This is a genomic window from Pseudomonas sp. S1_G07, assembly GCF_054668565.1.
Genome location: NZ_CP162778.1, coordinates 2,158,026 through 2,180,175 on the forward strand (window position 1 = coordinate 2,158,026; position 22,150 = coordinate 2,180,175).

The following is a 22,150-nucleotide window of genomic DNA, read 5'->3' on the forward strand; positions in this document are numbered from 1 at the left end:
AAGCCAGCCCCCACATTTGAGCATCAGTGCTCTCGGGAGCCTTATTCCGGTGCGTGATCGCGCAAAAACACCAGGTTGTCCGGCTTGGACTGCTCCGCATTGAAGCGATAACCCTGCACGTCGAACTGTTTGAGCCGGGCAGGATCGTTGATGCGTTCTTCGATCACGAAACGGCTCATCATGCCGCGGGCCTTTTTCGCGTAGAAACTGATGATCTTGTACTGGCCGTTTTTCAGGTCCTTGAACTCGGTATTGATGATCCGCGCGTTCAGGGCCGTGCGCTTGACTGCCGAGAAGTACTCGTTGGAGGCGAGGTTGAGCAGCAGGTCATCGCCTTGTTCGGCCAGCGCTTCGTTGAGCCACTCGCTGATGCGCGTGCCCCAGAAGGCGTACAGGTCCTTGCCACGGGCGTTGGCCAGCTTGGTGCCCATCTCCAGGCGATACGGCATCATCAGGTCCAGGGGGCGCAGCAGGCCATAGAGGCCCGAGAGCATGCGCAGGTGGTCCTGGGCGTAGCTGAAGTCGGCGTCGCTGAAGGTCTCGGCGTTGAGCCCGGTGTACACATCGCCCTTGAAGGCGAGCAGGGCCTGCTTGGCATTTTCTGGCGTGAAGGCCGGGGTCCAACTGCCGAAACGTGCGGCGTTGAGGCCGCCGATCTTGTCGGATACGTGCATCAGCTCGCTGATTTGCGCCGGGCTCAGTTCGCGCAGCTGCTCGATCAGCGCCTGGGAGTGGTCCAGGTATTGCGGTTGGGTGAAGCGCGCAGTGACCGGCTTTGACTCGAAGTCGAGGGTCTTGGCGGGGGAAATCACCATCAGCATGAAGTCGTCTCCTGTAATCGTGGGCGCGATTCTAGGGGCTGAGGCGTTTTGACTCCACCTATGATGGCGATAGGCGCGATCCGCTATAGTGGCCGACGACTCTGGAGAGGGAGACCCTGTGTGCGAATAGCGCTTTTATTCTCGGCTTGCCTGTTATGCCTGGGCGCCCACGCGGCGCCGGTGGATGTGGCCAGCCTCGACCGCGGCACCTGGCCCGAGAAACTCAGCAGCCCGGCGCTGTTCGATGTGGCCTCGCGCGCGGAAATCCTGATGTTCGCGCGCAGCCTCATCGCCAGCGAGGCCCTGGACGAAGCCGCGCTCAAGCAGCGCCTGGGCTTGAAGATCATCAACCTGGCGGCTATCGACGACCTGCGCCGCCAGCTCTGGCAACGCCTGCTGGAGAACTATACGTTCGCTCAGCAAAGCTGCGAGGAGGATGCTTCGTTCTGCTACCTGGTGGAAAACATGGACGACCTGCGCGAGCAGGCCGGCAAGTTCGAGGTCGGCGCAGACTCCTTCTATATAGGCTGGGCCGCCCCCAGCCATGCATTCCATGAGCGTTATCTGGACGAGCTGTTGCGCAAGGCCGCGCTGTTCCCACAGATCAGCAGTGAAGTCGCGCGGTTTGGCGACCATGAGCGCAATGGCGATGAATTCAACGATCGTCTATTCCTGCTCACCTTCGATGGCGGCCCGGCACCGGTGAGCGGAAATACCGACTGGCTCGCCGACTACCTGCGCAAGCAGAAGATGAACGCGACCTTCTTTGTGCTTGGCAGCGGCCTGCAAACCCGTGTGGAACGCAGTTCCGCCGCCGAGGTGGAAGCGTTGTACCAAGGCCAGTGTGTCGGCACCCAGGGCTGGCAGTATCGCTCCCACAGCCATTGGGTGGACTGGCAAAGCTCCATCACTCGCAGCGCCGCGCTGGTGCAGAACCTGATGCCCGAGAACTACGTACCGCTGTTCCGCCCGCCCTATGGCCAGCGTCGTGCGGACAGCCAGGGGTTCTTCCAGTCTCAGGGGTTGCAGGTGGCGTTGTGGGACATCGATTCCCAGGACGAGCCGGGCAAGCTCAAGGCCGATGAGTCGGCGCAGCGGGTGCTCACACTGATGTTGTTGTGGCGCAAAGGGGTGATTGTGTTTCACGACACCCAGGACAAGGCGCGGGTCGCGTTGCCGCTGTTGTTACAGGCAACGGCGCAGAGTGGCCTGGGGTGGCAGGACTGCCGGGAAGCTTTTCGTTAAAAACGATGAAATGCCCGGCCCTGTTGGGTTCAGGACAATTATGGGGCAATTTTGTGCGACATTTCGATGCAGGCGGACTTCCGACTTTAACGGTGCAGGTGGCACTCGGCTAGTGCTATTCGTCATCCTGAAAAATAAACTTCAAAAAAGCGTCAAAGTGCTTTTTCCTGTCATGGGTTTTGCGGTATTACGAAGTCAGACCGCCGAAACCTGCAACACAGGTGGCGTCTTCCAAGACTCCTCATGTGGGCACTGCGCTTGACGTCACTTAAGGTGCAGTCGGTGGTCGAATCGAGGCGCAGCACTGTCGTGGTATTGCGTCGAATGGCTCCCACAAAGGTGACCGAGTATGGATGATCATGGACGTAACCCTTCTTCCGACCAGCCAATCCTTTATGTGCTTGATACCAACGTATTGATCCACGATCCAAACGCACTGCTCAATTTCGAAGAACACCACGTCGCCATCCCGATGATCGTGCTTGAGGAGCTCGACAAACTCAAAAGCGGGCACCACAGCGTCGCCGCCGAATGCCGCCAGGCCATCCGCCTGATCGACAAGACCCTGGGCGAAGCCTCGCCCGAGGACGTTGAAGTCGGCGTGCCGATCCAGCGTGGCAAGAGCGGGCCCAAGGGCTTGCTGTCGATTCTGATGAGCAAGCGCAGCGAGCCCAACAGCCTGCTGCCGGAAAACCTGAACGACAACAAAATCATCAACCAATTGATCGACCTGCATGCTCGCGACAAGGATCTGCGCGTGGTGCTGGTGACCAAAGACATCAATATGCGCCTCAAGGCCCGAGCATGTGGGATCGCGGCCGAGGACTACAGCACCGACCAACTGGTCGACGACGTGTCGATGCTGTCCCGTGGTTATCACATGATGACCGGCTCGTTCTGGGACCGCGTAAGCAAGGTCGAAACCCGTCAGGATCACGGCCGCACCTGGCACCAGGTGCAACTGATCGATAACCTGCCGGCCGTGCATATCAATGAGTTCATCGTCGACGAACAGGGCTTCGTGGGCTGGATCAAGGAGATCCAGGTCGACAAGCTGCTGATCCTCGACCTGCATCAGGAACCCCTGTTGCACCAGGAAGCCTGGGGCCTGAAACCGCGTGACATCTACCAGAGCCTGGCGTTGTATGCGCTGCTCGACCCGGACATCCACCTGGTCAACCTGACCGGCGCCGCAGGCTCGGGGAAAACCATCCTCGCCCTGGCCGCTGCCATCGAGCAGACCATGGTGACCAAGCGCTATCGCCGTATCATCGCCACCCGCAGCGTGCAGGGCCTGGACCAGGAAATCGGCTTTTTGCCCGGCACCGAAGCGGAAAAAATGGAGCCGTGGCTGGGGGCGATCACCGACAACCTCGAAGCCTTGCACATGGATGACGAAAACACCCATGGCAGCGTCGACTACATCCTCAGCAAAGTGCCGTTGCAGTTCAAATCCCTCAACTACATCCGAGGTCGCAGCTTCCAGCAGAGTCTGATTCTGATCGATGAATGCCAGAACCTCACCCCGCACCAGATGAAAACCATCATCACCCGTGCCGGCGCCGGTTCCAAAGTGGTGTGCCTGGGCAACCTGGCGCAGATCGATACCCCTTACCTGTCCGCGACCAGCTCCGGGCTGACTTACCTGACGGAACGCTTCAAGGACTTCCCGAACGGCGTGCATATCGCGCTGCAGGGCGTGCCTCGTTCGATTCTGGCCGAGTACGCCGAATCTCACCTGTAAACGTGTAGGAGCGAGCTTGCTCGCGAAGAACCTGAGAACGCCGCGTTCAATCAGCATGCACGCGGTGGTCTTGAGTTTTTCGTGAGCAAGCTCACTCCTACAGGGTTTACAATCGCTGCTCCTGATCAGGAGTATCGCTGTGCTGACTCATCTCGATTCCCAAGGTCGCGCCCATATGGTCGACGTCACCGACAAGTCCGCGACGTTCCGTGAGGCGGTGGCCGAAGCGCGGGTGCGCATGTTGCCCGAAACCCTGCAAATGATTGTCGACGGCGCCCATCCCAAGGGCGACGTGTTTGCCGTGGCCCGCATTGCCGGGATCCAGGCTGCGAAAAAAACCAGTGATCTGATTCCCCTGTGCCATCCGCTGATGTTGACGGGGGTCAAGGTCGAGCTCAGCGCCGAGGGTGAGAATGCGGTGCATATCGTGGCGCGCTGCAAGCTGTCCGGGCAGACTGGCGTGGAGATGGAAGCGTTGACCGCCGCCAGTGTCGCGGCGTTGACGATCTACGACATGTGCAAGGCGGTGGATCGCGGCATGACCATCGAAACCATTCGCCTGCTGGAAAAGCTCGGCGGTAAGAGCGGGCATTTCAAGGCGGACCAGGCATGAGCATCCACGTATTGTTTTTTGCGCGTTACGCCGAAGCGGTGGGCTTCGACTCGTTGGAGATGGAAGGCGAGTTTGCCACCGTGGATGCCGTGCGCCTGGCGTTGGCCAGCGACCCCGAGTTTGCCGTACTCAACGAGGCGAGCCTGATGTGTGCGCGCAACGAGGAGCTATGCGATCTCAATGAGCCGGTGCAGGCCGGTGATGAAGTCGCGTTCTTCCCGCCCGTGACCGGAGGCTGAACATGGCGATTCGTGTACAGGTCGAGGCCTTTGACCCCGGCGCGCAAGTCAACGCCATGCACGCCGCGAATGTGGGCGTGGGCGCGGTGGTGAGTTTTGTCGGCTATGTGCGCGATTTCAACGACGGCCGCGATGTGTCCGGGATGTTCCTCGAACACTATCCGGGCATGACCGAAAAAGCTCTGGCCAAGATCACGGTGGAAGCCGAACAGCGCTGGCCATTACTCAAGCTGGAGGTGCTGCACCGCGTCGGTGCCCTGGAGCCAGGTGAGCCCATCGTGTTTGTCGCGGCTGCCAGCGCCCATCGCCAGGCGGCATTCGATGCTTGTGCGTTTGTGATGGACTACTTGAAGACCCGTGCGCCGTTCTGGAAGAAGGAAAACACCAGTGAGGGCGCGCGCTGGGTGGAAGGGCGGGACAGCGACCACGCTGCAGCGGATCGCTGGAAATAACCAGCCGAACACAGAAGCAAGCCCCCTCCCAAATTTTTATCGCATTCAGCTTATGGGCGTTTGCGTTCTACAGCCCGCAGCAAGTGCGTCGGCGGTGTCTCGCAGCTGATCTTGCGCCCCAGCAAGGTCTCGATCGACGGCAACTGATACGAGTCATCCTCCCCGGCAAAGCTGATCGACACTCCCGCAGCTCCCGCGCGACCGGTACGGCCAATACGGTGCACGTAGTCATCCGGCACTTCCGGCAGGGTGAAGTTGATCACGTGGCTGATGCCGTCGATGTGAATCCCGCGCCCGGCCACGTCGGTGGCCACCAGCACGCGAATCTTGCCTTCGCGAAAGCCTTCCAGGGTCTTGATGCGTTTGTGCTGCGGCACGTCGCCCGAGAGTTGCGCGGCGTTGACGCCATCGCGCACCAGGCGCTCTTCGATGCGGCGCACTTCGTCCTTGCGGTTGGCGAACACCATTACGCGTTCCCAGCCGTTGTCATTGACCAGGTTGTAGAGCAGCTTGTACTTGTCAGCGCCAGCGACGGCATAGATGTGCTGTTCGACGTTTTCGCTGGCGACGTTCAACGCCTCGATCTCGACGATGGACGGGTCGGTGGTCCACTGTTTGGCCAGGTTCATCACGTCTTCGGTGAAGGTCGCGGAGAACAGCAGGGTCTGACGCTCGGCCTTTGGCGGGGTCTGGCGAATGATCTGGCGCACCTGCGGGATAAAGCCCATGTCGAGCATGCGGTCGGCTTCGTCCAGCACCATCACTTCGACCATGTCCAGGTGCACGTCGCCGCGCTGGTTGAAGTCCAGCAGGCGGCCCGGGGTGGCCACCAGGATGTCGCAGTGACGGGCTTCGAGGTGCTTGAGTTGCTTGTCGAAGTCCATGCCGCCGACGAACGTCATGACGTTGAGGCCGGTGTACTTGGTCAGGTCGGCGGCGTCCTTGGCGATCTGCACCACCAGTTCCCGGGTGGGGGCAATGATCAGCGCGCGCGGTTCACCCATATAGCGTTCTTTGGGCGGCGGCGTTTGCAGCAACTGGGTGATGATCGAGATCAGGAACGCGGCGGTCTTGCCGGTGCCGGTCTGGGCGCGGCCGATGGCATCCTTGCCCGCCAGGGTAAAGCCCAGCACCTGCGCCTGGATCGGCGTGCAGTAAGGGAAGCCCAGGTCCTGGATGGCGTGCATCAGTTCCGGGGCCAGTTTGAAGTCATGGAAACGGGTCTTGCCTTCCTGGGGTTCGACGACGAAGTCTTCGAGTTTCCAGGGAATCACCACGGGTTTGGGCGCGCGTTCGCGGCGAGGCGCTTTGGGCTGAGGGGCGGGTGCGGCCTCGACCACGGCAGCCGGTGCCTGTTCAGGCGGTGTCACCGTCGGCTTCTTCGGCTGGGCGACAGGTGCGGTGCGGCCGGGCTGTTGACCGTCATTGCGGCTGCCGGTTGTCGACACAGGAGCACTGGGAACAGGCGCGAGCGGCTCAGCCTCGCTTTTGCCGAACATCTTCTTGAGTGCTTTGAGCACGGTGATCTCATTAATTGGTTAAGGAATGTACGCCGGCCAGTGTAATGCAAGAATCGGGCGCGGCGTAGTGCGTCTGTCATACGGCTACATAAACGCGGGTTTCAGCGCAGGCGTTCGCTCAACCAGGTGCCGATATCGTGTATCTCTTGGGGTAACACTTCGTGGCCCATTGGGTATTCCTGCCATGTCACGGTGACACCACGGTGTTTCAAGTGCTCATAAGCACTGCGCCCCATGGCGTTCTGCACCACCTCGTCGTACTGGCCGTGCAGGCACAGGGCGGGAATGCGCTGTTGGCTGGCGGATAATTCCAGCGCATCGTCAAAGGTGGGCGCGTAGGTAGAGAGGGCAATAACGCCACCCAAGGCACCTTGCCATTTCTTGAATGCCGTGTGGAAAACCACCGCGCCGCCTTGGGAAAAACCCGCGAGGAAAATTCTTGAGGCGTCTATTCCGCTGCTTTTCTGCTCCTTGATCAGGCCAGTGAGCATTTTTGCCGACTCTTCCAGCTCTTCCAGGCTGATGGAGCGGGCCGGGCTCATCGCCTTGATGTCGTACCAGCTGGGCATCTCGTAGCCGCCATTGATGGTCACCGGGCGGGTGGGTGCCTGGGGTAAAACGAAGCGCGTGCTCAGTAGCGTTTTCTGCAGTGCTTCGGCCACCGGCAGGAAGTCGTAACGATCGGCACCCAGGCCATGCAACCAGATTACGCAGGCGTCCGCGGACTTGGCGGGCTGAAGAATCAAGGGGTCGGTCATGTTTGCTCCATAAGTGTGCGCGCGCTCCGATTGAGTGCGATGTAACGGTGCGCGACAGGTTGATCTGTTAAGAGAATGTCGCAAGGTTGACTCTTTTTCTATTGACCACAGGCTGAATCGACTCAGCCGCCACTCTGGTACGGGCCTTGCTACGTGTAGGTCGATGTCAGAACTATCCTCAAGACGGTAACACTATCAGTGACTGCCGCTTGTGGGATAGCCGCTGGAATTACCGCGACAGCCTCATGCCGCTTGACCCTAAAAAAAGCCAACACGGGTCGATATCGCCTCATAAGGGTGCGCTGAGGTTCGAGCTCCGACACAACAAGAGCAACTGGAGGTTTGAATGAAGGTATTGAAATCCACCCTGGCCATCGTTTCCGCGGCCGCTGTATTGGGTGTCAGTGGTTTTGCCCAAGCCGGCGCCACCCTGGACGCCGTGCAGAAGAAAGGCTTTGTGCAATGTGGCGTGAGTGACGGCTTGCCGGGTTTCTCGGTACCGGATGCTACCGGCAAGATCCTCGGGATCGACGCTGACGTTTGCCGTGCCGTGGCCGCAGCTGTTTTCGGCGATGCGACCAAGGTCAAGTTCAGCCAGTTGAACGCCAAGGAGCGTTTCACCGCGCTTCAATCCGGTGAAGTCGACATCCTCTCCCGTAACACCACCATGACCAGCTCCCGCGACGCGGGCATGGGCCTGAAATTCCCAGGTTTCATTACCTACTATGACGGCATCGGCTTCCTGGTAAACAAAAAGCTGGGCGTCAAGAGCGCCAAGGAACTGGACGGTGCAACCATCTGCATCCAGGCCGGTACCACGACTGAGCTGAACGTTTCCGACTACTTCCGTGGCAACGGTCTGAAATACACCCCGATCACTTTCGATACGTCCGATGAAAGCGCCAAGTCGCTGGAATCCGGTCGTTGCGACGTGTTGACCTCCGACAAATCCCAACTGTTTGCCCAGCGCAGCAAGCTGGCAACGCCTACGGACTACGTGGTTCTGCCGGAAACCATTTCCAAGGAACCGCTGGGCCCGGTCGTGCGTAATGGCGACGACGAGTGGCTGGCCATCGTGCGCTGGGTTGGCTACGCAATGCTCAACGCTGAAGAGGCGGGTATCACCTCGAAAAACGTTGAAGCTGAAGCCAAGTCCACCAAGAACCCGGACGTTGCCCGTCTGCTCGGTGCTGACGGCGAATACGGCAAAGACCTGAAAGTGAAGAAAGACTGGGTCGTACAGATCGTCAAGCAAGTGGGTAACTACGGCGAAGTGTTCGAGCGCAACCTCGGCAAGAGCACTCCGCTGGAAATCGACCGTGGCCTGAACGCGCTGTGGAACAACGGCGGCATTCAATACGCACCGCCTGTGCGCTGATCGCTGATGGTTCTGTCACCCGGTGGGCCAACCGCCGGGTGATGTTCTGTTCCATTCTTTCCGGGGCACTTCATGCAAAATCAAATCGGCGCACCAAAGCAGAAGCTCAGCTTCAGCGATCCTAAAGTGCGTGCGTGGCTCTTCCAGATCATCACGATTGTGGCGGTGGTCTCGCTGGGCTGGTACCTCTTCAACAATACCCAAACCAACCTTCAACACCGGGGCATTACCTCGGGTTTCGACTTTCTTGAACGCAGTGCCGGCTTCGGCATCGCGCAGCATTTGATCGACTACACCGAATCGGACAGCTATGCCCGGGTCTTCGTGATCGGTCTGCTTAATACCTTGCTGGTGACTGTGATCGGTGTGGTCCTGGCGACCCTGCTCGGCTTTATCATCGGCGTGGCGCGCCTGTCACCGAACTGGATGATCAACAAGCTGGCGACGGTATATGTGGAAGTGTTCCGCAACATTCCGCCGTTGCTGCAGATCCTGTTCTGGTATTTCGCGGTGTTCCTGACCATGCCGGGACCACGCAATAGCCATAACTTCGGCGACACCTTCTTTGTCAGCAGCCGTGGCCTGAACATGCCGGCAGCGCTGGCCGCTGACGGGTTCTGGCCGTTTGTGGCCAGCATCGTCGTTGCCATCGTGGCAATCGTGTTGATGGCGCGTTGGGCCAACAAACGTTTTGAAGCGACCGGCGTACCCTTCCATAAGTTCTGGGCGGGCCTGGCACTGTTCATCGTGATCCCGGCGTTGTGTGCCTTGATCTTCGGCGCGCCGCTGCACTGGGAAATGCCCAAGCTGCAAGGTTTCAACTTTGTCGGCGGCTGGGTACTGATCCCTGAACTGCTGGCCCTGACCCTGGCGCTGACCGTGTACACGGCGGCGTTTATCGCCGAGATCGTGCGTTCGGGCATCAAGTCGGTCAGCCATGGCCAGACCGAAGCCGCGCGTTCCCTGGGCCTGCGCCCTGGGCCAACGTTGCGCAAGGTCATCATCCCGCAGGCCCTGCGGGTGATCATCCCGCCGCTGACCAGCCAGTACCTGAACCTGGCGAAAAACTCGTCGCTGGCCGCCGGTATCGGTTACCCGGAAATGGTTTCGCTGTTTGCCGGCACGGTCCTCAACCAGACCGGCCAGGCCATCGAAGTCATTGCCATCACCATGAGCGTGTACCTGGCGATCAGCATCAGCATTTCCCTGCTGATGAACTGGTACAACAAGCGCATTGCGCTGATCGAGCGGTGAGGAAACGCACATGAGTTCGCATACTTTCAAACCTGATATGCCGCCGCCGAACAAAGTGTTCGGGCCGATGGCATGGATGCGCGCCAACCTGTTTTCCAGTTGGTTCAATACCCTGTTGACGTTGCTGGCGTTCTACCTGATCTATCTGGTGGTGCCGCCGATCCTGAGCTGGGCGATCCTGGACGCCAACTGGGTCGGGACGACTCGCGCCGACTGCACCAAGGGCGGCGCCTGCTGGGTGTTCATCCAACAGCGCTTCGGGCAGTTCATGTACGGCTACTACCCCGGCGACCTGCGCTGGCGTGTAGACCTCACCGTGTGGCTGGCCATTGTCGGCGTGGCGCCGTTGTTCATCTCGCGTTTCCCACGCAAGGCGATCTACGGCCTGGGCTTCCTGGTGCTGTACCCGATCATTGCCTACTTCCTGTTGCATGGCGGGATCTTCGGCCTGACGAATGTGGCGACCAGCCAATGGGGCGGTTTGATGCTGACCCTGGTGATTGCCACCGTCGGCATCGCCGGTGCCTTGCCGCTGGGCATTGTGCTGGCCTTGGGCCGGCGCTCGAACATGCCGGCGATTCGGGTGGTCTGCGTGACCTTCATCGAATTCTGGCGCGGCGTGCCGTTGATCACGGTGCTGTTCATGTCCTCGGTGATGTTGCCGTTGTTCCTGCCGGAGGGCATGGGCATCGACAAGCTGCTGCGGGCGCTGATCGGCGTGATCCTGTTCCAGTCGGCCTACGTGGCCGAGGTGGTGCGCGGCGGGTTGCAGGCGATTCCCAAGGGGCAGTACGAAGCCGCTGCGGCGATGGGCCTGGGTTACTGGCGCAGCATGGGCCTGGTGATTCTGCCGCAGGCCCTGAAAATGGTGATCCCGGGCATCGTCAACACGTTTATCGCATTGTTCAAGGACACCAGCCTTGTGATCATCATCGGCCTGTTCGACTTGCTCAACAGCGTCAAGCAAGCCGCCGCCGACCCGAAATGGTTGGGCATGGCCACTGAAGGCTACGTGTTTGCCGCCCTGGTGTTCTGGATTTTCTGTTTTGGTATGTCGCGCTATTCCATTCATTTGGAACACAAGCTCGACACAGGCCACAAGCGTTAGGAGTTGTTGTTATGAGCGAAGCGATCAAACAGCCTGTGAGCCCTGAAGGCATTATCCAGATGCAGGGCGTCAACAAGTGGTACGGCCAGTTCCACGTGTTGAAAGACATCAACCTCAACGTCAAGCAGGGCGAGCGTATCGTGCTGTGCGGCCCGTCGGGCTCGGGCAAGTCCACCACCATCCGCTGCCTCAACCGTCTGGAAGAGCACCAGCAGGGCCGCATCGTGGTCGACGGCGTGGAACTGACCAACGACCTCAAGCAGATCGAAGCGATCCGCCGCGAAGTCGGCATGGTGTTCCAGCACTTCAACCTGTTCCCGCACCTGACCATCCTGCAGAACTGCACGCTGGCGCCGATGTGGGTGCGCAAGATGCCCAAGCGCAAGGCCGAAGAAATCGCCATGCACTATCTGGAGCGCGTGCGCATCCCGGAGCAGGCGCACAAGTTTCCGGGGCAATTGTCCGGCGGCCAGCAACAGCGTGTGGCGATTGCTCGCGCGTTGTGCATGAAGCCGAAAATCATGCTGTTTGACGAGCCGACCTCGGCGCTGGACCCGGAAATGGTGAAGGAAGTATTGGACACCATGATCGGCCTGGCCGAAGACGGCATGACCATGTTGTGCGTGACCCACGAAATGGGCTTTGCCCGCACCGTGGCCAACCGCGTGATCTTCATGGACAAGGGCGAGATCGTTGAGCAGGCAGCGCCGAATGACTTCTTCGACAACCCGCAGAATGATCGGACCAAGTTGTTCCTGAGCCAGATTTTGCATTGATCGATGGTTGACGCTTGAACATAAACCCGGCCTGGCGCCGGGTTTATTTTTGCCTGTCTGAAGCCCTGCTGCCTTGTCTTTGCACGAAACTCCTAATAGCCTGTGGGAAAATTCATCCTATGATTGGACGAAAGCGCAAAATCCATGACAGACATCGCACCCCTGATCAAACGCTCCCTGGTCGACCAGGCTCTGGAGCAACTGCGCCTGCGTATCTCCCAGGGCCTGTGGACGGTCGGCGAGCGCCTGCCCACCGAGCCCGAGTTGTCCGCCGAGCTGGGCATCAGCCGCAATACCGTGCGCGAGGCGATGCGCGTGCTGGCGTTTTCCGGGTTGATCGAGATCCGTCAGGGCGATGGCAGTTACCTGCGCTCGATGACCGACCCGCTGGGGGCGATGCGGGCGTTGTCCCATTGCACGTTGGAGCAGGCGCAAGAGACGCGGCAGATCCTCGAAGTCGAGGCCATCGGTCTCGCGGCGCTGCGCCGTACCGAAGAGGATCTCGGCGAGCTGCGTCGGGCCCTCGACGCCAGCGCCGAGCTGTATCACGGCGACCTGGAGGCTTACATCAGCGCCGACCTGGTGTTCCACAAACGCCTGGTGGACGCCGCGCATAACCCGGCGTTGAGCGAGCTGTATCACTACTTTTCCGCCATCGTCGGTGCCCAGTTGCGCCAGACCCTGAATATTTCGCCGCGTCGCCAGGCGGTGTTCGACTTGCACATCGCTCTGCTCGACGCGGTGGAACACCAGGACGCGGAACGTGCCAAATCCCTTTGCCGGCAGTTGATCAATGAACCTTGAAACCCAGCGCACAACCGAACTCGAAGAGCTGTTGATCGACGCCGAAGCCGACGACGATGTGGTGCAACAGATGCAGCCGATAGTGAGCCGCCCCTGGTTGTTGCTGGTGGGCCTGGTACTGGTGGCACTGAACCTGCGCCCGGCGTTGTCGAGCTTGTCGCCACTGCTCAGCGAGGTGTCCGGCAGCCTCGGATTGTCGGCCGCCAAGGCCGGTTTGCTGACCACCTTGCCGGTGCTGTGCCTGGGCCTGTTCGCGCCCACCGCACCGATCCTGGCGCGACGCTTTGGGGCCGAGCGTGTGGTGCTGGGCATCCTGCTGACCCTGGCCGCCGGGATCATCCTGCGCAGCTCGTTCGGCGAAGTCGGGTTGTTCGCCGGCAGCCTGATCGCTGGGGCGAGTATCGGCATTATCGGCGTGCTCTTGCCGGGCATCGTCAAGCGTGATTTTTCCAGGCAGGCGGGCGCCATGACTGGCGTCTACACCATGGCGCTGTGTCTGGGCGCGGCACTGGCGGCCGGGGCTTCGGTGCCGCTCAGTCAGTACTTCGGCGGCAGTTGGGCACTTGGCCTGGGCTTCTGGTTCCTGCCGGCGCTGGTAGCGGCGTTGTTCTGGTTACCGCAAATCCGGCATAAGCACGGCACGCACCGTGTCGCTTATCGGGTGAGGGGGCTATTGCGCGACCCATTGGCCTGGCAGGTCACCTTGTACATGGGCCTGCAATCTTCGCTGTCCTATATCGTGTTTGGCTGGCTGCCGTCGATCTTGATCGGTCGTGGCCTGAGCGCCACCGAAGCGGGATTGGCGCTGTCCGGTTCGATCATCGTGCAGTTGGTCAGCTCCCTGGCGGCGCCCTGGCTGGCCACCCGTGGCACGGACCAGCGCCCGGCGATCGTGGTGGTGATGCTGCTGACGCTGGGCGGCCTGTTCGGCTGCCTGTATGCGCCGCTCGACGGGTTGTGGGGCTGGGCAATCCTGCTGGGGCTGGGGCAGGGCGGTACTTTCAGCCTGGCGCTGACCCTGATCGTGCTGCGCTCGCGGGACGCCCATGTGGCCGCAAACCTGTCGAGCATGGCTCAGGGCATCGGGTACACCCTGGCGTCCATGGGGCCGTTGGCGGTAGGTGTGCTGCATGACTGGACCGGTGGCTGGGGTGCCACCGGCTGGGTGTTTGGCGTGATCGGCCTGGGCGCGATCATCACCGGGTGTGGTGCCGGCCGGGCGTTGTACGTGGGCGTGACCAGCGAGAAGGCGTGACGCCGCCACTGCCAGGCCGTGCCGAGGATGTGTTATTGCGCGGGTGAATGAATATGGCTTTCCCCGCCGCCGCGGATTATCGTGCTGCACACTTGTCGATAATCACGGAACCCACCCATGAGTGATGCCCACACCGCCCTGATCACCCGTTTTTACCAGGCGTTCCAGCGCCTGGACGCCGAAGCCATGGCCGCCTGCTACACCGACGACGTGGTGTTCAGTGACCCCGTCTTCGGCGAACTGCGCGGGCGGGATGCCGGCGACATGTGGCGCATGCTGACCACCCGCGCCAAGGATTTCTCCCTGACCTTCGACAACGTGCGCAGCGATGACCGCAGCGGCGGCGCGCATTGGGTCGCCACCTACCTGTTCAGCGCCACCGGCAACACAGTGGTCAACGATATCCAGGCGCGTTTTGGGTTCCGCGACGGCAAAATCTGCGAGCACCACGACAGCTTCGACCTGTGGCGCTGGTCGCGCCAGGCATTGGGCACCAAGGGCCTGTTGCTGGGCTGGACGCCACTGGTGAAGAATGCCGTGCGCACTCAGGCAAACAAAGGCTTGAAGGCTTTCCAGGCCAGTCGTTGATAAACTTGGCGCTCTTGTGCTGTGTTGAACCGACCCGTGACTGATACTCCTGAAACCAAACCCTGGTTCGTCTACCTGGTGCGCGCCGCCAATGGCGCGCTGTATTGCGGTATCAGCAATGACCCGGTACGCCGCTTCGCCTCGCACCAGCGCGGCAAGGGCGCGCGCTTTTTTCTCTCCAGCCCGGCGGTAGCGCTGGTGTACACCGAACAATGTGTGAGCAAGGGCGAGGCGTTGCGACAGGAGCGCTTGATCAAGAAATTGAAGAAGAGCGCCAAGGAATGCCTGGCGGCCAGTGGCTCATTGATTTGACTGATGGGCGTCCATCACTCCTTCACCGCTGTTTGCGCGCTAAGCTGTGGGTTCATTTGTTAAATGGGCCCCAGTATGTCTGAGCTAATCCTGCACCACTATCCAACCTCGCCCTTTGCGGAAAAAGCTCGGCTGCTGCTGGGCTTCAAAGGCTTGTCCTGGCATTCAGTGCACATCTCGCCGGTGATGCCCAAACCGGACCTGACCGCCTTGACCGGTGGCTACCGTAAAACCCCGGTGCTGCAGGTCGGCGCCGATATCTATTGCGACACTGCGCTGATCGCCCGCCGGCTGGAGCAGGAAAAAGCGGTGCCGGCGCTGTTCCCGCTGGGCCAGGAAATGGTCACCCAAACCTTCGCCGCCTGGGCCGACAGCGTGGTGTTTGGCCACGCGGTGAGCCTGGTGTTCCAGCCGGAATCGGTGGCGGTACGCTTCGGCAAATTGCCGCCGGAAGCGATCAAGGCGTTCCTTGCCGACCGCGCCGCGCTGTTCAGTGGTGGCAGCGCGAGCAAACTGCCGGCCGAACTGGCCAAGCACCAATGGCCGGCGATCATGGCGCGGCTGGAGCAGCAGTTGCAGCGCGAGCCGGGAGACTTCCTGTTTGGCGAGCCGTCGATTGCCGATTTTGCCCTGGCCCATTCGCTGTGGTTCCTCAAGGCCACACCGGTGACTGCGCCGTTGGTGGAGGCGTATCCCGCCGTGTCGGCGTGGCTGGGGCGCGTGCTCGGTTTTGGCCACGGCACGGCCAGCCAGATGAGCGCTGACCAAGCGTTGGAGGTTGCGCGCACCGCCACACCGGCGCCGTTGCCGGAAGAGGTATTCGAGGACTTGAATGGCTTCCAGGCCGGTCAGCAGGTCACCATCAGCGCCATCGATTACGGCGTCGATCCGGTCGCCGGTGAATTGCTCTTTGCCGGGCGCGAGGAGATGATCCTGCGCCGCACCGACCCGCGCGGCGGCACGTTGCACGTGCACTTCCCGCGCTTGGGTTTCCGCATTCAGGCGCAATAACCAAAAATATTTGCACATAAATGTGAGGTAAATCGTCGGCCCATCCGTGTAGTGCTTGAAACTGCGATCTATTCGCATTAACAGCGTTTTCTACACGGGTTCTCACAGCATGAAGTCGACGGCGGGCGGTTTGGTTAAACAGTGGCTGGGAGCCTCGGTATTGGCGGTGTCGGGGTTGGCCTTGCTGCCCCTGTGCGTGGCTCAGGCGCAGGAGCAGCAAAGCACCCAGTTCAACTTTGCCCTGGCGGCCAAACCGCTGCCCCAGGCCCTGAGCGATTTCAGCCGGGTCACCGGAATCAGCGTGATCTACACCGATGAAGCGCCCTACGGCCTCAGTGCCTCGGCGGTCAACGGGCAGATGAGCGCAACCCAGGCTCTGCAACACCTGCTGGGCAACTCCGGCTTCACCTTCCGTCGTATCGACGCGCGCACCCTGGCTCTGGAACCCGTGCCCACCGACGGTGCGATCAGCCTCGGCGCCACCACTATCAGCGGCATTGGCCAACCTGAGGACAGCACCAGCTACCAGCCGCCGCCTACCAGTTCGGTGATGCGTTCGCGTGCCTTGCTGCTGGAAACCCCGCAAACCGTCAACGTGGTGCCGGCCCAAGTGTTGCGCGATCAAACCCCGCGCAATTTGGATGACGCCCTGGGCAATGTCAGCGGCATCACCCAGGCCAACACCTTGGCCAGCACCCAGGACGCGGTGATGCTGCGCGGCTTTGGCGACAACCGTAACGGCTCGATCATGCGCGACGGCATGCCGGTGGTGCAGGGCCGCGCCTTGAACGCCACCGCGGAGCGCGTCGAAGTGCTCAAGGGCCCGTCCTCATTGCTGTATGGCATCCAGGACCCAGGCGGCGTGGTGAACATCGTCAGCAAAAAGCCCGAACTGACCCAATCCACCGCCCTGACGGTACGCGGCTCCACCTTCGGTGACGGCAAGAACGGCAGCGGCGGCAGCCTCGACACCACCGGGCCGGTCGGTGATTCCGGGCTGGCTTATCGCCTGATCGTCGACCATGAAGACGAAGACTACTGGCGCAACTTCGGTACTCACCGCGAGACCTTGCTGGCACCGTCCCTCGCCTGGTACGGCGACACCACCACGCTGCTGTTTGCCTATGAGCACCGCGAATTTCTCTCGCCGTTCGACCGTGGCACCGCCATCGACAAATCCAACCACCCGCTGGACATTCCGTCCACGCGGCGCCTGGATGAGCCGTTCAACGACATGGAAGGCCGCTCCGACCTGTACCGCTTCGAAGCCGACCACGACTTGAACGACGACTGGAAAGCCCACTTCGGCTACAGCTGGAACCGCGAGACCTACGACGCCAGCCAGGTGCGCGTCAGCGCGGTGAACGCCGATGGCACGCTGACTCGCAAGATGGACGGCACCCAAGGCGCGATCACCACCGACCGTTTCACCACTGCCAGCCTGCAAGGCAAGGTCAATGTGCTGGGCATGCAGCATGACCTGGTGTTCGGCCTGGACGACGAGTACCGCAAGATCTACCGCGCCGACCTGATTCGCCAGGCCTCGCGCACAACGTTCAACTACAACAGCCCGGTGTACGGCAACGAAGTGGCGGGCACCAGCGTCAGCCCCGCCGACAGTGCCCAGACCGACCTGCTGCGCAGCGATTCGCTGTTCTTCCAGGACGCGATTCACCTCACCGACCAGTGGATTTTCGTGGCCGGTGCGCGTTACCAGATTTACGACCAGTACGCCGGCAAGGGCGTGCCGTTCAAGGTCAACACCAATGGCAACGGCCAGGCCTGGGTGCCACGCGCGGGGCTGGTGTATCGCTACACCGATGAGCTGTCGTTCTATGGCAGCTACACCGAGTCGTTCAAGCCCAACTCCACCATCGCCCCATTGCTTGATGGCAGCACGTTGACCGGCGACCTCACGCCGGAGGAGTCCAAGTCGTGGGAACTGGGCGCCAAGCTCGACATCCCAGGGCGCATTACCGCCAGCGCGGCGTTGTTCAATATCGACAAGCGCAATGTGCTGGTCTCGATGGGTTCCGGCCCGAACACCCTCTACAGCATCGCCGGCCAGGTGCGCTCCCGTGGCCTGGAACTGGACGCCAGCGGCCAGTTGACCGAGCGCTGGAGCGTGATCGGCAGCTACGCCTTCACCGACGCCGAAGACATCAAGGACAACGACCCGACCCTGCAAGGCAACCGCCTGCAAAACGTGGCCAAGCACACCGGCTCGCTGTCGGCGGTGTATGACTTTGGCAACGTGTTCGGCGGCGACCAGTTGCGCGTGGGCGCGGGCGCTCGTTATGTGGGCGAGCGCGCAGGCGACGCCGCCAACGATTTCAACCTGCCGGGTTACACCGTGGCGGATGCGTTCGCCACGTACGACACCAGGATCGAAGGGCAGAAGGTCAAGTTCCAGCTCAACGTGAAGAACCTGTTTGACCGCACCTACTACACCTCGGCGGCCAGCCGCTTGTTTGTATCCATGGGGGATGCGCGGCAGGTGTCGGTGTCCAGTACCTTGCAATTCTGACCCTGTTGATGGAGTGCGAGTGACGGGCTTGCCGCAACAGCCCCGCTCGCCACAAGGGATGTGAGCTGTTAGCGTTGCCGCCACTGATAGCTTTGCGGAACGCGTGACTGATGCACTATGGACGATGGTTACACCTGGTTGGCTTGAGCTTTTTACTGAGTGGTTGCGCCGGCTTTTCGCAACCCTCCACCTCCGTCAGCCTCGACCATCTCGTGGCCGACCCGGCCCTCAGCGGCGCCACCGTTTCCCTGATGGTGCGCGACGCTGGCAGCGGCCGCACGCTTTATCAACACAACCCGCGCACGCGCCTGATTCCCGCCTCCAACCTCAAATTGCTGACCACCGCCGCGGCGATGGATGTGCTGGGGCCGCAGTACCGGTTCTCCACGCAGTTGCTGAGTGACGGCATGCGGCAAGGCGAGCGCCTGACCGGCAACCTCTACCTGCGCGGCCTGGGCGACCCGACCCTGCAGTTCGCCGACTACCAGGCGCTGGCCGCGCAACTGGCGAGCCAGGGCGTGCGCCAGGTGCAAGGCGAACTGGTGTTCGACGACACCTGGTTCGACGCCGAACGCCTGGGCATCGACTGGGCCCAGGATGACGAAAGCACCTACTATGGCGCGCAGATTTCAGCGCTGACGGTGTCGCCGAATACGGACTTTGATGCCGGTACGCTGATCGTTACGGCCAAGGCACCTGGCATAGCTGGCCAGCCGGTGAGCGTCGTGGTGAGCCCTGCAACCGATTATGTGCAACTGAGCAATCGCGCGGTCAGTGGCCCTGGCAACACGTATGCCATCACCCGCCAGCACGGTACCAACCTGTTGCAACTGACCGGCGCGCTGGCGCCGGGCAAGCAAAGCCGGCAGTGGGTCAGCGTGTGGGAGCCGACGCAACTGGTGGCCAACCTGTTTGAACAGGCGTTGGCGCAGCAGGGCATCCAGATAGTGGGCCGACGGGTGATCGGCGGTGCGACTCCGGCCACGGCAACGCTATTGGCAGAGCACCAGTCGGCGCCGTTGCAGGCATTGATCACGCCGCTGCTCAAACTGTCGAACAACGCTATGTCTGAAGCCTTGCTCAAGGCCATGGGGCGCAAGACCGCCAATGCAGGCACCGCGCAGGCGGGTGTGGCAGCAGTGGCGGCGTTCATGAAACGTCAGGGCATGGACCCGACGACGCTGAGCCAGGTGGACGGCTCGGGCTTGTCGCGGCGCAATCTGCTGTCATCGCAGAACCTGACTGACCTGCTGCTGGCCACGGCCAGACAGCCCTGGTTCGAGGCCTGGTACAACGCCTTGCCGGTTGCCGGTAACGCGGACCGCATGACCGGCGGCAGCCTGCGCTATCGCCTGCGCGGCACAGCGGCCGACAATAACCTGCACGCCAAGACCGGCTCCATGGCCGGGGTGTCATCGTTGAGCGGCTACATCACCGACGCCCAGGGGCGGCGCCTGGTGTTTTCGATGGTCAGCAACAACTACCTGAGCGACGCTGCGCCGATCCGCGCCTTGGAAAATCGCCTGGCCGTGGCCCTGACGCAGTGGCACGACTGACTCAGGGCTGATAGCCCATCCGCCAACTCACGGCCCGGGTCGCCGCCAGCAAACGCTGCGCCGCCGGGCCATCTTCGTCGGCATGGAACAGCGAGGTAGGGCCGACCACGGTCATCACCGCCGCCACTTGCCCCACCGCGTTGAACACCGGTGCGGACAACGCATCCACCCCCGGCATCAGCAAACCATGTACAAAGTGCAGGCCACGGTTGCGGATCTGTTCGCACGTGGTGGCGTAGGCCTGGTCGTCCGCCAGGGCATGGGCGATGCCGGCCTGGATCTCGCGCTCGCGCAGCTCCACGGTCTCCCGCGCGGGCAGGAACGCGCTGAACACCAGGCCGGTGGAAGAGCTGAGCAGCGGCAGCACCGACCCCAACTGCGTCACCACCGTGACCGCGCGCACCGCCGGTTCGATGTGCACCACGGTCGCGCCTTGGTTGCCCCATACCGCCAGAAAGCAGGTTTCATTCAATTCGTCGCGCAACTCCGCCAGGGGCAGGGCGCCGACTTTCAGCACGTCCATGCTGCCCAGCGCGGCCAGGCCCACGCGCAACGCTTCGCGGCCCAGGCCGTAATGGTTGGTGGCGGTGTTCTGTTCGGCAAAACCCGAGGCGATCAGCGCTTGCAGGTAGCGATGCACTTTGCTCGCCGGCATCTGCACGTGCTCGGCCAGGCGCGACAGCGAGGTGGCCGGCGACAGTTCGGCCAGGGCCTTGAGGATATCGGTGCCCACTTCGGCCGAGCGGACTTTCTGTTTACCGGTGTCGCGGGGCTTTTCCATGGAGGGGGCGAGAATCCGAGAGATGAATGGGCGTCTTTATAGCTTGACGGTCGACAGTGATCAAATTACGTTATGCGTAACTGGATTACGATAAAAACAACTTCCGCACAGAGGACGATCCATGAACCTCGAATACCTGTCGGGCTTCGGCAATGAATTCGCCAGCGAAGCCTTGCCCGGCGCGCTGCCCGTTGGGCAAAACTCCCCGCAGAAAGCGCCCTATGGGCTCTACACTGAACTCTTCTCCGGTACCGCCTTCACCATGGCGCGCAACGAAGCCCGGCGCACCTGGTTGTACCGTATCCAGCCGTCGGCCAACCACCCGGCGTTTACCAAACTGGAACGGCAATTGGTCGGTGGGCCGTTGGGCGCGGTGACGCCCAATCGGCTGCGCTGGAACCCATTGGATATTCCGAGTGAGCCGACGGACTTTATCGACGGCCTGGTCGGCATGGTCGCCAACTCAGGGTCGGAAAACCCCTCAGGTATCAGCATCTATAACTACTGCGCCAATCGGTCGATGGACCGTGTGTTCTTCAATGCCGACGGCGAACTGTTGATCGTGCCCGAGCAGGGCCGCCTGCGCATCGCCACCGAACTGGGCGTGCTGGACGTCGAGCCGCTGGAGATTGTCGTGCTGCCCCGTGGCCTCAAATTTCGCGTTGAACTGCTGGATGCGCAAGCTCGCGGTTACGTTGCCGAAAACCATGGTGCGCCACTGCGCCTGCCTGATCTGGGGCCGATTGGCAGCAACGGCCTGGCCAACCCGCGCGATTTCCTCACGCCGGTCGCCCACTACGAAGACCTCAAGCAACCGACCACGCTGGTGCAGAAATTCCTCGGTGAACTGTGGGCGTGCGAGCTGGACCATTCACCGCTGAACGTGGTGGCCTGGCACGGCAACAACGTGCCGTACAAATACGACCTGCGCCGTTTCAACACCCTCGGCACCGTGAGCTTCGACCACCCGGACCCGTCGATCTTCACCGTATTGACCTCGCCCACCAGCACCCACGGCCTGGCCAACCTCGACTTTGTGATCTTCCCGCCGCGCTGGATGGTGGCCGAGAACACCTTTCGACCGCCCTGGTTTCATCGCAATCTGATGAACGAATACATGGGCCTGATCCAGGGCGCCTACGATGCCAAGGCCGAAGGTTTCCTGCCTGGCGGCGCGTCACTGCACAGCTGCATGAGTGCCCACGGTCCGGACGGCGAGACCTGCACCAAGGCCATCAACGTCGACCTGGCGCCGCACAAGATCGATAACACCATGGCCTTCATGTTCGAGACCAGCCAGGTGCTGCGCCCGACCCGGTTCGCCCTGGACTGCGTGCAACTGCAACCTTCTTATGACGCGTGCTGGGCCTCGCTGCCCACCACCTTCAACCCGGACCGGAGATAACCC

Annotated in this window: 21 protein-coding genes; 17 read left to right on the top strand and 4 right to left on the bottom strand. The window is 61.5% G+C overall.

Translation table 11 applies throughout. The features are described from left to right. Positions 1-41: 41 nt before the first annotated feature. Entirely contained in the window at positions 42-821 is a 780-nt protein-coding gene (gene yaaA / locus AB4O05_RS09820; RefSeq protein ID WP_460131334.1) for a peroxide stress protein YaaA, read from the bottom strand. A 120-nt stretch (positions 822-941) separates the two neighbouring features. Here yaaA and AB4O05_RS09825 point away from each other — a divergent pair, with 120 nt between their 5' ends. The 5 genes from AB4O05_RS09825 to moaE all read left to right on the top strand — a co-directional run bounded on the left by AB4O05_RS09825 (position 942) and on the right by moaE (position 5,114). Then, positions 942-2,066 carry a polysaccharide deacetylase family protein gene (locus AB4O05_RS09825; protein ID WP_460131333.1) on the top strand — a complete coding sequence of 375 codons (1,125 nt, stop codon included), beginning with the start codon at positions 942-944 and terminating at the stop codon, positions 2,064-2,066. A gap of 349 nt (positions 2,067-2,415) precedes the next feature. Continuing rightward, positions 2,416-3,810: a PhoH family protein gene (locus tag AB4O05_RS09830; protein ID WP_005785025.1), complete on the top strand. Its 1,395-nt coding sequence runs from the start codon at positions 2,416-2,418 to the stop codon at positions 3,808-3,810. Between the two features lie 139 nt (positions 3,811-3,949). Beyond that, the gene (gene moaC / locus AB4O05_RS09835) at positions 3,950-4,423 is read left to right on the top strand and encodes a cyclic pyranopterin monophosphate synthase MoaC (protein WP_460131331.1); all 474 of its coding nucleotides are present in this window, start codon (positions 3,950-3,952) and stop codon (positions 4,421-4,423) included. After that, positions 4,420-4,662, top strand: coding sequence for a molybdopterin converting factor subunit 1 (moaD, locus tag AB4O05_RS09840; RefSeq protein ID WP_460131330.1), 243 nt, complete (start codon positions 4,420-4,422; stop codon positions 4,660-4,662). The genes moaC and moaD overlap by 4 nt, the downstream gene beginning before the upstream one ends. A 2-nt stretch (positions 4,663-4,664) precedes the next feature. Continuing rightward, positions 4,665-5,114 carry a molybdopterin synthase catalytic subunit MoaE gene (gene moaE, locus AB4O05_RS09845; protein WP_460131328.1) on the top strand — a complete coding sequence of 150 codons (450 nt, stop codon included), beginning with the start codon at positions 4,665-4,667 and terminating at the stop codon, positions 5,112-5,114. Between the two features lie 50 nt (positions 5,115-5,164). Here the strand turns inward: moaE and rhlB are convergent, their stop codons facing one another. Next, a complete protein-coding gene (gene rhlB / locus AB4O05_RS09850; protein ID WP_460137626.1) occupies positions 5,165-6,640 on the bottom strand; it encodes an ATP-dependent RNA helicase RhlB in 1,476 nt (491 codons plus the stop codon). Between the two features lie 95 nt (positions 6,641-6,735). Continuing rightward, positions 6,736-7,392, bottom strand: coding sequence for an alpha/beta hydrolase (locus AB4O05_RS09855; RefSeq protein WP_460131327.1), 657 nt, complete (start codon positions 7,390-7,392; stop codon positions 6,736-6,738). Positions 7,393-7,738: 346 nt separating this feature from the next. Here AB4O05_RS09855 and AB4O05_RS09860 point away from each other — a divergent pair, with 346 nt between their 5' ends. The 11 genes from AB4O05_RS09860 to dacB all read left to right on the top strand — a co-directional run bounded on the left by AB4O05_RS09860 (position 7,739) and on the right by dacB (position 19,961). Next, the gene (locus AB4O05_RS09860) at positions 7,739-8,770 is read left to right on the top strand and encodes an amino acid ABC transporter substrate-binding protein (RefSeq protein WP_460131325.1); all 1,032 of its coding nucleotides are present in this window, start codon (positions 7,739-7,741) and stop codon (positions 8,768-8,770) included. 72 nt (positions 8,771-8,842) lie between these two features. Beyond that, positions 8,843-10,024 carry an amino acid ABC transporter permease gene (locus tag AB4O05_RS09865; RefSeq protein ID WP_460131323.1) on the top strand — a complete coding sequence of 394 codons (1,182 nt, stop codon included), beginning with the start codon at positions 8,843-8,845 and terminating at the stop codon, positions 10,022-10,024. A gap of 10 nt (positions 10,025-10,034) precedes the next feature. Beyond that, positions 10,035-11,132: an amino acid ABC transporter permease gene (locus AB4O05_RS09870; protein ID WP_460131322.1), complete on the top strand. Its 1,098-nt coding sequence runs from the start codon at positions 10,035-10,037 to the stop codon at positions 11,130-11,132. Between the two features lie 11 nt (positions 11,133-11,143). After that, a complete protein-coding gene (locus AB4O05_RS09875; RefSeq protein WP_003171943.1) occupies positions 11,144-11,908 on the top strand; it encodes an amino acid ABC transporter ATP-binding protein in 765 nt (254 codons plus the stop codon). Between the two features lie 144 nt (positions 11,909-12,052). Further along, a complete protein-coding gene (locus AB4O05_RS09880; protein ID WP_460131321.1) occupies positions 12,053-12,712 on the top strand; it encodes a FadR/GntR family transcriptional regulator in 660 nt (219 codons plus the stop codon). Further along, complete coding sequence (locus AB4O05_RS09885) at positions 12,702-13,967, top strand: CynX/NimT family MFS transporter (protein ID WP_460131320.1); 1,266 nt, start codon at positions 12,702-12,704, stop codon at positions 13,965-13,967. The genes AB4O05_RS09880 and AB4O05_RS09885 overlap by 11 nt, the downstream gene beginning before the upstream one ends. A 117-nt stretch (positions 13,968-14,084) precedes the next feature. Further along, positions 14,085-14,555 carry a nuclear transport factor 2 family protein gene (locus AB4O05_RS09890; RefSeq protein WP_460131319.1) on the top strand — a complete coding sequence of 157 codons (471 nt, stop codon included), beginning with the start codon at positions 14,085-14,087 and terminating at the stop codon, positions 14,553-14,555. 36 nt (positions 14,556-14,591) lie between these two features. Next, positions 14,592-14,867, top strand: coding sequence for a GIY-YIG nuclease family protein (locus AB4O05_RS09895; RefSeq protein WP_460131317.1), 276 nt, complete (start codon positions 14,592-14,594; stop codon positions 14,865-14,867). A 75-nt stretch (positions 14,868-14,942) separates the two neighbouring features. Next, positions 14,943-15,878 carry a glutathione S-transferase family protein gene (locus AB4O05_RS09900; protein ID WP_460131316.1) on the top strand — a complete coding sequence of 312 codons (936 nt, stop codon included), beginning with the start codon at positions 14,943-14,945 and terminating at the stop codon, positions 15,876-15,878. Between the two features lie 109 nt (positions 15,879-15,987). Beyond that, on the top strand, positions 15,988-18,405 hold the full coding sequence (locus AB4O05_RS09905; protein ID WP_460131315.1) for a TonB-dependent siderophore receptor: 2,418 nt from the start codon (positions 15,988-15,990) through the stop codon (positions 18,403-18,405). A 110-nt stretch (positions 18,406-18,515) separates the two neighbouring features. Continuing rightward, positions 18,516-19,961 (top strand): D-alanyl-D-alanine carboxypeptidase/D-alanyl-D-alanine endopeptidase, encoded by a 1,446-nt coding sequence (dacB, locus tag AB4O05_RS09910; RefSeq protein ID WP_460131314.1) that lies wholly within the window; start codon positions 18,516-18,518, stop codon positions 19,959-19,961. 1 nt (position 19,962) lies between these two features. On the opposite strand, the gene AB4O05_RS09915 is transcribed toward dacB, so the two are convergent. Beyond that, the gene (locus AB4O05_RS09915) at positions 19,963-20,742 is read right to left on the bottom strand and encodes an IclR family transcriptional regulator (RefSeq protein ID WP_460131312.1); all 780 of its coding nucleotides are present in this window, start codon (positions 20,740-20,742) and stop codon (positions 19,963-19,965) included. Between the two features lie 121 nt (positions 20,743-20,863). Between AB4O05_RS09915 and hmgA the strand changes: the two genes are divergently transcribed. After that, on the top strand, positions 20,864-22,147 hold the full coding sequence (gene hmgA, locus AB4O05_RS09920) for a homogentisate 1,2-dioxygenase (protein ID WP_460131311.1): 1,284 nt from the start codon (positions 20,864-20,866) through the stop codon (positions 22,145-22,147). The last annotated feature ends 3 nt before the right edge of the window (positions 22,148-22,150 follow it).

Bases quoted from the DNA above. Each gene is read 5' to 3' on its own strand.
- AB4O05_RS09860 (WP_460131325.1), top strand. From the start codon at position 7,739: ATGAAGGTATTGAAATCCACCCTGGCCATCGTTTCCGCGGCCGCTGTA.
- AB4O05_RS09870 (WP_460131322.1), top strand. From the start codon at position 10,035: ATGAGTTCGCATACTTTCAAACCTGATATGCCGCCGCCGAACAAAGTG.
- AB4O05_RS09905 (WP_460131315.1), top strand. From the start codon at position 15,988: ATGAAGTCGACGGCGGGCGGTTTGGTTAAACAGTGGCTGGGAGCCTCG.
- AB4O05_RS09885 (WP_460131320.1), top strand. From the start codon at position 12,702: ATGAACCTTGAAACCCAGCGCACAACCGAACTCGAAGAGCTGTTGATC.
- AB4O05_RS09915 (WP_460131312.1), bottom strand. From the start codon at position 20,742: ATGGAAAAGCCCCGCGACACCGGTAAACAGAAAGTCCGCTCGGCCGAA.
- AB4O05_RS09865 (WP_460131323.1), top strand. From the start codon at position 8,843: ATGCAAAATCAAATCGGCGCACCAAAGCAGAAGCTCAGCTTCAGCGAT.
- dacB (WP_460131314.1), top strand. From the start codon at position 18,516: ATGCACTATGGACGATGGTTACACCTGGTTGGCTTGAGCTTTTTACTG.
- moaE (WP_460131328.1), top strand. From the start codon at position 4,665: ATGGCGATTCGTGTACAGGTCGAGGCCTTTGACCCCGGCGCGCAAGTC.
- AB4O05_RS09855 (WP_460131327.1), bottom strand. From the start codon at position 7,392: ATGACCGACCCCTTGATTCTTCAGCCCGCCAAGTCCGCGGACGCCTGC.
- AB4O05_RS09890 (WP_460131319.1), top strand. From the start codon at position 14,085: ATGAGTGATGCCCACACCGCCCTGATCACCCGTTTTTACCAGGCGTTC.
- AB4O05_RS09830 (WP_005785025.1), top strand. From the start codon at position 2,416: ATGGATGATCATGGACGTAACCCTTCTTCCGACCAGCCAATCCTTTAT.
- AB4O05_RS09880 (WP_460131321.1), top strand. From the start codon at position 12,053: ATGACAGACATCGCACCCCTGATCAAACGCTCCCTGGTCGACCAGGCT.
- AB4O05_RS09900 (WP_460131316.1), top strand. From the start codon at position 14,943: ATGTCTGAGCTAATCCTGCACCACTATCCAACCTCGCCCTTTGCGGAA.
- yaaA (WP_460131334.1), bottom strand. From the start codon at position 821: ATGCTGATGGTGATTTCCCCCGCCAAGACCCTCGACTTCGAGTCAAAG.
- hmgA (WP_460131311.1), top strand. From the start codon at position 20,864: ATGAACCTCGAATACCTGTCGGGCTTCGGCAATGAATTCGCCAGCGAA.
- moaD (WP_460131330.1), top strand. From the start codon at position 4,420: ATGAGCATCCACGTATTGTTTTTTGCGCGTTACGCCGAAGCGGTGGGC.
- AB4O05_RS09875 (WP_003171943.1), top strand. From the start codon at position 11,144: ATGAGCGAAGCGATCAAACAGCCTGTGAGCCCTGAAGGCATTATCCAG.